Origin of the sequence: Kiloniella spongiae (assembly GCF_001026905.1) — a bacterium.
GTDB lineage: Bacteria > Pseudomonadota > Alphaproteobacteria > Kiloniellales > Kiloniellaceae > Kiloniella > Kiloniella spongiae.
In genome coordinates this window covers 63,556-72,731 of record NZ_LAQL01000012.1, presented here as the reverse complement: position 1 = coordinate 72,731, position 9,176 = coordinate 63,556, and the positions used below count along the sequence as shown (strand labels likewise).

The following is a 9,176-nucleotide window of genomic DNA, read 5'->3' as shown; positions in this document are numbered from 1 at the left end:
ACGGGTCATATCGGTGCGTCTCCGGTAAAGTGGGGTATCTACCCAATAATTTATAAACAATAACCCCAATTCTTTTCGGGGCTTTCTTATTAAATATACATAGACAAGCAAATCTACAGACGCCTGCGCGACACTATGTAGCCCAAAAACGCTCTCAGTGCAAAACAGGTTGATTTTATTTTATCTAGATTTATCTCTATAAAAAATTTGGTATTTCTGACTAAATATCGGCAAAGTTGATATTGCGACAATTTTACCATTCGCAAAATCAAAGATATATATTATAAGCATCTTATTATTTACTTTATTGAGTACTTAGAATATGCACCAACCCTTTACCGAGATTACAGACGAAACCATTCATAGGATGGTGCACAGCTTTTATGATCGTGTTCGTCAAGATCCGTTGTTGAAAGATGTTTTTAACAATAGCATTGACGATAAGTGGGATCCACATCTGGCGACCATGTGCCGGTTTTGGTCTTCAGTTTTGTTGACCTCTGGTCAATACAAAGGCAATCCCATGATGGTTCATATGAAGGTAGATGGTATTAAGCGTCATCTTTTTGATCGGTGGTTAGAACTTTTTAAAGAAACCAACCAACAGCTTTTCACGGCTGAAAACGCGGACCATATCCAAGAGAAAGCCGAAAGAATTGCGCAAAGCCTGATGTTAGGTATTTTCTATAAGCCCGAAGATGTGAAAGTAGGATCTTAGTTTACTAAGCTAAGATCAGGACTATATATACGACAAGAGGGCTGAAAGATTATCTCCAGCCCTCTTGTCGTATTTGTATTACCCATTTGGGTAAAAATAGTTGTGTCTCTTATCCGCTACGGACTTGAGACAGGAATGCGTCCAGTCCTTGTTGAAGGTGGACGGATTGTTGTGACAAATTACTCGAGGCATTTAGTATTTCTTTTGCCGTTTTCCCTGTATCAGCGGCGGCTTGTCGTACGTGTTGGATGTTACTGGAAACTTCGCGGGTACCAGCTGATGCCTGCTCCACATTACGAGCAATTTCCTGTGTTGCAGCAGCTTGTTCTTCTACAGCGGTAGAGATAGCTTCGCCGATTTCATTGACTTCGCGGATAGAGTTACCAATTGCTTCCAGTGCTTTTGCTGCATCCTCTGTAACGGATTGGACGTTAGAAATTTGACCAGAGATTTCTTCCGTTGCTTTTGCTGTTTGGTTGGCAAGGTTTTTCACTTCACTTGCAACAACTGCGAAGCCTTTACCGGCTTCGCCTGCTCGCGCGGCTTCAATCGTTGCGTTAAGGGCAAGAAGATTGGTTTGCTCGGCAATACCGGTAATCAGCTCGACAACTTTGCCGATTTCATCAACAGAACTGACCAGTGTGCCAACAGTTTCATGGGCACCGCCTGCTTTTTCAACAGCAATAGCTACAACGTCTGAAGATCGTCCAACCTGACGGTTAATCTCGCGTTCCGATGCAGAAAGTTCTTCAGCTGCAGCGGCTACGGTTTGTACATTTGAGGCTGCTTCATCAGATGCTGCTGCTACAGACGTTGCCTGTTCTGATGTATTCGCGGCAGTCTTCGCCAGAAGCTGAGCTGATGTTTCCATGCCTGTTGCCGCATTGCTGACTTCACGGATAGTAGAACCAACCTGATTTTCAAAATCGTTTGCGAGTTGATTGATCAAGGCCTTGCGTTCATGAGCAGCTTGCTCTTCTCGTGCTTTTTGCTCGGTCTCCATTGCGCGGATTTTTTCAGCATTCTTTTTGAAAATCAGGACAGCACGGGCCATTTGTCCAATTTCATTTTTCCATTCAACCGCTGGTACCTTGATGGAAAGATCTCCTTCGGCCAAGCGGGTCATGACGGATGTCAAAGACGTAATTGGCTTATTGAGATGATTGCTGCTCCACCATAGGTTCATACCGGACATGAACAGAAGAAAAATAAACACTGATGTCAGAGCAAAGGTATTCAGGCTATCGACAAAATTGATTGATTGGTGAACGGATTGTGTATCCTGCCCGATATTGTTTTGAATAGTCTGGTTTAAGGTTGCGATACCTTCAAGCGCAGGTTGGTCATCAATTTTAACGGCTGCATCAACCTCTTGTGGTGATTTTCCGGCCTTGATCATGGCCTGTGCTTCAGTCAACTTTGATCTATAGTTATCGACAACAGCCGCAATACTGTTCAGGGCATCAGTCTCTTGTTTTGATACCGTCAGTTTCTGATAGCTGGCCAAGGCATTTTTTGAACTGTCAATTGCTGCATTAATTTTTGCAACACGCTGTTCATCTTGGCGAAGCACGTAATTTTTAAACTGGTGGATCATGCCACCAAAACCAAGCGCGCGTTGTAAGTCCGTAATTGCGAGTTGTTTTCCATAATCAACTCTGCTGAATGTATCCCAATGATGATTAATATCTTCGTTGCCTTTGTGACTGTAGTAAGTCGTCGCGCCGACAACGCAAACAACTGCCAACAATACGGCTGAAAAAATCATACCCAAATGTTTTATTTGGAAATTAGTGATAAACATTGCGAACTCTTTCACTAGAACTTTAACACTCGAAAATCGAATGTGTTTGCAAGACGCATGATAACATTCCCTGAAAAAAATAAAGGCCCCGACTTTGTTTGATCAAAGACGTGGCACGTTATCTTGCAGGTACTTCACTCTGTATTATCAGGGGAAAGGGTTAAAGGATATTAAAAATGACAACCATAAGATTGTTCTGTGTAAACAATTGTTTGTCAATTTAAATGAATAAAAACAATTAAATAAGTTTATTTTGACTATTCTTGAGTAATTTACTTGCGCTTTTCTGTCGCAGGTAAAATGAAGAAAATTAATCGATGGTTGTGTGTTGTCGCAATTTAGTTTGGCTATGTTAACCCGTACTTTTTGAGCTTTTCAGCGACAGTTGTGTGAGATACCGCGAGCACTTTCGCCAACTTTCTGCTGCTTGGGTGCTGTGGATACAGGCTTGAGAAGAGATCCTTTTCGAATGCTTCCAGGGCCTCTTTATAGTTGGTGGCATTGTCATATGTCACATCTGAAGAAGGGGCTGCGTTCAATGATTGCGTATTGGAAAATTCGATGTCTGTGGTTGTAAGTTCTGTGCCCTCACATAAAGAGACCGCTCTGAAAAGGGCATTCTCCATTTGACGGATGTTGCCAGGCCAGGGATGGTTATTGAGCAATGATAGAAGTTCTTGAGATGTCTTTGGCGGCGGGCAGTTCACTTGTTTTGATGCTCGCATTATAAAATGCCGGGTCAAGAGTGGGATATCCCCTTTCCGCTGTCGAAGCGGTGGCAGGATGATGGAAAGTACATTCAGGCGATAATAGAGATCTTCCCTGAATGAACCAGTCGATACCATATCTTCCAGATGCCGGTTGGTTGCGCTGATAACCCTGACATTTACTTTGATTTCCTTGGTGCCGCCGACACGTCTAAAGATTCCGTCTTGCAAAAATCTTAAAAGCTTCGCCTGTAGATAAGGGGATAGTTCGCCAATTTCATCCAGAAAGAGCGTACCTGTATCTGCCAGTTCCAGTAGACCGGGTTTGCCGCCCTTTACCGCAGAAGTAAAAGCACCGGGGGCATAGCCAAACAATTCGCTTTCGGCCAGGTTTTCCGGCAAAGCGGCACAGTTCAAAGCAAGAAACGGTTTTCTGTTTCGGGTACTGGTTTCATGGCACGCCCGAGCAAAAAGTTCTTTACCTGTCCCCGTTTCGCCGAGAATGAGAAGGGGGGCATCAACTTTTGAGAGCCGTAGAGCTTTCCCTTTTATGTTCTGTATGATTTCCGTTTCGCCGAGAATGGCGTCAAACCCACGGGTCGCCTGTCGGGTATCCAATGCGCTAAAGGCGCGCCCAAGCTGTGCAGGCCTTTGGAAAATCAAAACACTGCCAGAGATCTTAGTGTCTGCTTTTTCCTTTGACGTAATGGGCTCAGCACGAAGCAGATAAGTTTTTCCTCCTAAAACTGTCTCTGTTTCCGTTATGTGGAAAGCGGATTGTTGAAGCGTTGTCATCAATGGGGTTTGTAAAAGATTATCCAGCGATGCGTTGCGTAACTTGGCTTCCGTCTGTCTGGTTATGGCTTGGGCTGCTTCATTTGCTTGTGTGATATTGCCGCTCGTATCTATTGCAATGACGGGTTCTGGCAAACTGGATAACACGGCATGTAGCTGTAAACGTCTTTGCTCTGTCGGCAAAAGATCAATTGCGCTGACTTCATGAATCCCGGGAACTGATTTCACGACAGAAGTAAGGGCCTCAAGTTCAGATTTTCTAAGGGCAGGGATATCCATATAGATGAAGTGTGTCGTCACTTCCATATTGCGGATATCCAGTCCGGATTGAACCAAAACATTCAAAACTTCATAGGTGATACCTAAGCGGTTGTCGCCTTTTAATTGTACACGCATGTAAATAATTCCTTACGTAAGAAATTATTTACATCATATATTTGCTTAAAAATCAAAGATAATAAACAAACAGAGGGTTAGTATAAATTTGTATGTAAGAATTTTCTTACATACAAATTGGGAGGGTAAATGTAACTCTTTGAATTAAAAGGATTTTATTTGTTGGCATGACTGTTGCTGATAAAAGGAGAGAATAAAATGCTTCATTCTGGGAGAAGAAACAAATGTCTGATGTCGCTGGTAAAAAAGGATTTGCCACTCGTGCAATCCACCATGCTTACAACCCTTTGGATCATCAGGGGGCATTGAACCCGCCAGTTTACATGACATCAACTTTTGCCTTTGATTCCGCCGCACAAGGTGGTCGCCGTTTTGCGGAAGAAGAAGGTGGTTATATCTACAGTCGTATTTCTAACCCGACACTTGCCTTGCTGGAAGAGCGAATGGCTATTCTGGAAGGCGGAGAAGCCGCGTTGGTAACGTCCTCTGGAATGGGTGCTATTACGTCCGTATTCTGGACACTTGTGAAGCCCGGCGATGAAATTATTGTTGATCGTACTCTCTACGGCTGTACCTTCACGTTCTTTAATCATGGTTTGGAACGCTTTGGTGTTAAAGTCCGTCATGTTGATCTTACGGATCCTGCGAAGTTGGCAGATGCAATCAGTGATAAGACCCGTGTCGTATATTTCGAAACGCCAGCCAACCCCAATATGCGTTTGGTGGATATCGAAGCAATTTCAAGGATCGCTCATACCAAAAATGCTACCGTCGTAGTCGATAACACCTATTGCAGTCCTTATTTGCAGCGACCGCTTGAACTTGGGGCAGATCTGGTTGTCCATTCCGCGACTAAATATCTTGGCGGACATGGTGATTTGACGGCTGGTGCCATTGTTGGTTCTGCTGAACTTATGCGCGATATTCGTCTGATCGGCCTCAAGGATATGACAGGTGCTGTTCTTTCCCCGCAGGATGCGCAACTTATTCTTCGCGGTTTGAAAACCTTGAGTTTGCGTATGGATCGACATTGCAAAACCGCCAAGACAGTTGCGCGGTATCTTGAAAATCATAAGTTGGTGAGTAAGGTATATTACCCCGGTCTTGAAAGCTTTGAACAACACGATGTTGCCAAAAAACAAATGTCTGATTTTGGCGGCATGATTGCGCTGGAACTCAAAGGTGGTCTGGACATGGGGCAGAAGATGATTGATGCCTGTCAGATGATTGTGCGTGCCGTAAGCCTTGGGGATGCGGAAACACTTATCCAGCATCCGGCAACCATGACCCATTCGACCTATACGGAAGAAGAGCGTCTGAAATACGATATTACAGATAGCCTTGTGCGTCTGTCCGTTGGTTTGGAAGAAGAAGAAGATATTCTCGCAGATTTGGATCAGGCACTGGAAATTGCTGGCGGTGGTCGTAACGTAAGTGTTATGTCCAAAAGCGCATAATAAAGAGTAAGCTGGGGCTTCTTTTCTTATACAGGAAAAGAAGTTCCAGCAATAGAAAGCCCAATAATTCTGTTTCGAGCCCATAATATACCTGTTAACCATAAATCTTCATGACAGATAAATTAAACAGACGGAGAGATCATTCGTGACCTTAAAAGATATTCGTGGTGTTCCTGTTTCCTATTCAGATCAGAAAGCAATTGATGCCATGGAAGACGCACACATTTGTGCGATGTCTTTTTATGGTGATCCCATCGGACGTATTGACAAAGTTCTCAAAGAACATCCCGACTTTATCATGGGCCATTGCTTCAAAGCTGCGTGGCTGACCCAAACACTTGAAACCCGTATCTATAAACGAATGGTTGCTGCCTTGGGCGCAGCCGAAGCGCTTTGGAATAAAGCCAATGATCGGGAAAGAGGACATATCAAAGCGGTAAAAGCCTGGATAGAAGGGGATTTTTACGGGGCGGTTCAACAGTGGGAAGCTGTTTTAACAAGTTACCCTTATGATTTGCTTGCGCTTCAGCTCATCCATCTTACGGATGTTTTACTTGGTGATGTTGCGGGACAACGTGATTGTGTTGGTCGGGTCTTCGCCCTTTGGGATGAAGATATGCCAGGCTATGAATTTGTCCTTGGTTTCTATTCTTTTGGCCTTGAAGAAAACGCTGACTATCTTCAGGCCGAAGAAATGGGGCGCATGTCCCTTGCGATCCGCCCGGATAACCCCTATGCGGTTCATTCCGTTTCACATGTGATGGAAATGCAGGGGCGTCAGGCTGGTGGTATCAGCTTTATGCGTGATCGGGCGCCGAGTTGGTCCAAAAGCCATTTTGCCAACCATCTTTGGTGGCATCTGTCATTATTTCATCTTGATATCGGACAAATGGATCGTGTCTTTGATGTTTATGACAATAACCTTAGAACACGGCATCAAACGGTTGATAAGTACGAAGAACTCGATGCTGCTGCGTTGTTGTGGCGATTGAAATTGCTCGGCGTTGATGTCGGGGATCGTTGGGCATCTTTAGCGGATAAATGGGAACCGAGTGCTTCGGATACGCTTTATGCTTTTAATGATGTTCATGCCATGATGACCTTTGTTTCAGATGGACGGACCGAAGCCGCACAAACGCTTCTCACGGCCAATGAACGCTACATTGATCACGCAACCGATGCCAATACTGCTATGAGTAGGGAAGTGGGACTTCCTTTTTGTCAGGCACTACAGGATTTTGAGAACGAAAACTACAATAGCTGTGTTGATCGTCTGTTGGCTGTGCGGTATCGAACGCATCGTTTGGGCGGAAGCCATGCGCAACGGGATATTATTGCTTGGACGCTTCTGGAAGCTGCGTTGAGATCGAAACGCTATGATCTTGCTTTGGCCTTGGCAAACGAACGCTGTGCGCTGAAAAACACATCAGTGCAAAACTGGAATTATGTTGCCCGTGCCCACAAAGGGTTGGGCGATATTGCAAAGGCTGATAAAGCTTCTGCAAGGGCGCAGTCGTTAATGGCAGGCTAATGCCTTTTCCTAACCCAGATACACGAGTGTCCTGGGGTTAACGAACCGCAGCAAGGCTTTGTTGAACGATTTGCGTAATAGCGGACCAATTCTTTTCAGCGACGAGATCTTTCGGGGCAAGCCAGCTACCGCCGACACAGATAACATTGGATTGTTTCAGATAGTCCTGAACATTTGCTGTGGAGACGCCACCTGTCGGGCAAAAGCGTACATCGGCAATTGGAGAGCTCAAAGATCTCAGCATTTCTATGCCCCCTGAAGCACCGGCAGGGAAAAGTTTTTGAATTCTATATCCAAGCTCTCGTAATTCCAGAATCTCAGACGGCGTTGCGGCGGCAGGCACATAAGCAAAATCAGCGTCTATTGCAGCCAACGCGAGTTTTTTTGTCGTTCCGGGACTTAGAGCATAGCTGGCCCCTGCGTCTTTTACCTGTTGGAATTGCTCGCATTCCAATAGTGTACCTGCTCCGAGCGTAAGTTCAGGTAGATAGGTGGCGATCTTTTCCATGGAAGCAAGGGCGGCATCACTTCTAAGCGTAACTTCAACCGAATTACAGCCACCTTCCAGAAGGGCTTCCGCCAAGGGAATGGCATCCTCTACACGCTCAATCACCAGAACAGGCAAGATAACAGCCTGTTCAAGTGTTCTGCCTAGAAAGTTTTGATGTTGCTTGTCTGAATGAGCCATTGTGTTGAGCCTTAGAATGTCGGGGGTGTTACGGGAACAATTGCACCGGCCTTGGCGATAACCTGTTTTGCCAGATTTGCCCCGGCTTTAACCGCGGCTGGTGTATCTTGTCCAGATAGCCGAGCATAGAGATAACCTGCATTAAAACTGTCCCCGGCAGAGGTTGTGTCTGTCACAATATTTGCGGGAATAATATCATGCTTTTCAGTTTCACCGTGACTGTGGACATAAACTTCTTCTGCCCCGTTCTTTAACGCGACTTCTTTGGCGCCGAGTTTAGTAATCCGATCTATGGCCTCCTGGGGGGAACTGACTTTAAAGAGCAAGGTTTCGTCATCATAGGAGGGGAGAGCCAGATCACTAATTGCGTAGGCTTTGTCAATAATGGATCTTGCTTCATCTTTGCTTACCCACAGACGCGGGCGGTAATTGATATCAAAGGCTATTTTGCCGCCTTTCGCTTGAAAGTCTTGGCAAAATTCGAAAAATGCTTCTCTGCCTTTTGAATGAAGAATTGCCAGAGTAATACCGGAAAAATAGAGCCAGTCTTTTTTTAGCAGTTCGGATTTCAGCGTTTCACTCTGTGGCGTTTGAAAAAGCTGCCGGGCTGGAGCTTCCGAGCGCCAGTAGAGAAAACTGCGTTCCCCGTGTTCGTCTGTCTGTATGGCATATAGTCCGGGCACGGCACCGGGGATTTTCTCTATCAAATCTGTATTGACACCAGCAGTAGAGAAGGTCGAGATCATGTCTTCACTGATGGTATCATCACCTAATGCGGTGACATAGCTGACATCAATTGCGGACTTTGCACATTGAGCAAGGTAATAGGCTGTATTGTAGGTATCTCCGCCATATCGCTTTTGATAGAGCTCGTCCTGATTTCCAGAGATATTTTCCCCAGAGATATTTTCCCCGGAGATATTTTCCCCGGAGATATTTTCCCCGGAGACATCAACTCTAGACAGTTCGATCATACACTCGCCGATGATACCAATTGACGTCACTTTTCGTTTCCTGATTAAGATAAGCCTGATTGAGATAGGCTTTCCAGATGGGCCAGATGAGATTGTTTGATCATTT

General features: G+C 45.0%; 7 protein-coding genes. 3 read left to right on the top strand and 4 right to left on the bottom strand.

The window, feature by feature from the left end; all coding sequences use genetic code 11:
- The first annotated feature begins 322 nt into the window (after positions 1 to 322).
- Positions 323 to 718, top strand: a complete 396-nt coding sequence (locus WH96_RS16660) for a group III truncated hemoglobin (protein ID WP_047765348.1) — start codon at positions 323 to 325, stop codon at positions 716 to 718.
- 109 nt (positions 719 to 827) lie between these two features.
- Here the strand turns inward: WH96_RS16660 and WH96_RS21530 are convergent, their stop codons facing one another.
- Together WH96_RS21530 and WH96_RS16650 are read right to left on the bottom strand one after the other, a co-directional pair.
- Positions 828 to 2,522 carry a methyl-accepting chemotaxis protein gene (locus tag WH96_RS21530; RefSeq protein WP_053006066.1) on the bottom strand — a complete coding sequence of 565 codons (1,695 nt, stop codon included), beginning with the start codon at positions 2,520 to 2,522 and terminating at the stop codon, positions 828 to 830.
- 347 nt (positions 2,523 to 2,869) lie between these two features.
- A complete protein-coding gene (locus WH96_RS16650; RefSeq protein ID WP_047765347.1) occupies positions 2,870 to 4,420 on the bottom strand; it encodes a sigma 54-interacting transcriptional regulator in 1,551 nt (516 codons plus the stop codon).
- Between the two features lie 224 nt (positions 4,421 to 4,644).
- Here WH96_RS16650 and WH96_RS16645 point away from each other — a divergent pair, with 224 nt between their 5' ends.
- Positions 4,645 to 5,877 carry a methionine gamma-lyase gene (locus tag WH96_RS16645; RefSeq protein WP_047765346.1) on the top strand — a complete coding sequence of 411 codons (1,233 nt, stop codon included), beginning with the start codon at positions 4,645 to 4,647 and terminating at the stop codon, positions 5,875 to 5,877.
- 145 nt (positions 5,878 to 6,022) lie between these two features.
- Complete coding sequence (locus WH96_RS16640) at positions 6,023 to 7,408, top strand: tetratricopeptide repeat protein (RefSeq protein ID WP_047765345.1); 1,386 nt, start codon at positions 6,023 to 6,025, stop codon at positions 7,406 to 7,408.
- Between the two features lie 37 nt (positions 7,409 to 7,445).
- Here the strand turns inward: WH96_RS16640 and eda are convergent, their stop codons facing one another.
- On the bottom strand, positions 7,446 to 8,096 hold the full coding sequence (eda, locus tag WH96_RS16635; protein WP_047765344.1) for a bifunctional 4-hydroxy-2-oxoglutarate aldolase/2-dehydro-3-deoxy-phosphogluconate aldolase: 651 nt from the start codon (positions 8,094 to 8,096) through the stop codon (positions 7,446 to 7,448).
- 11 nt (positions 8,097 to 8,107) lie between these two features.
- On the bottom strand, positions 8,108 to 9,100 hold the full coding sequence (locus WH96_RS16630) for a sugar kinase (protein WP_053006063.1): 993 nt from the start codon (positions 9,098 to 9,100) through the stop codon (positions 8,108 to 8,110).
- Between the last annotated feature and the right edge of the window lie 76 nt (positions 9,101 to 9,176).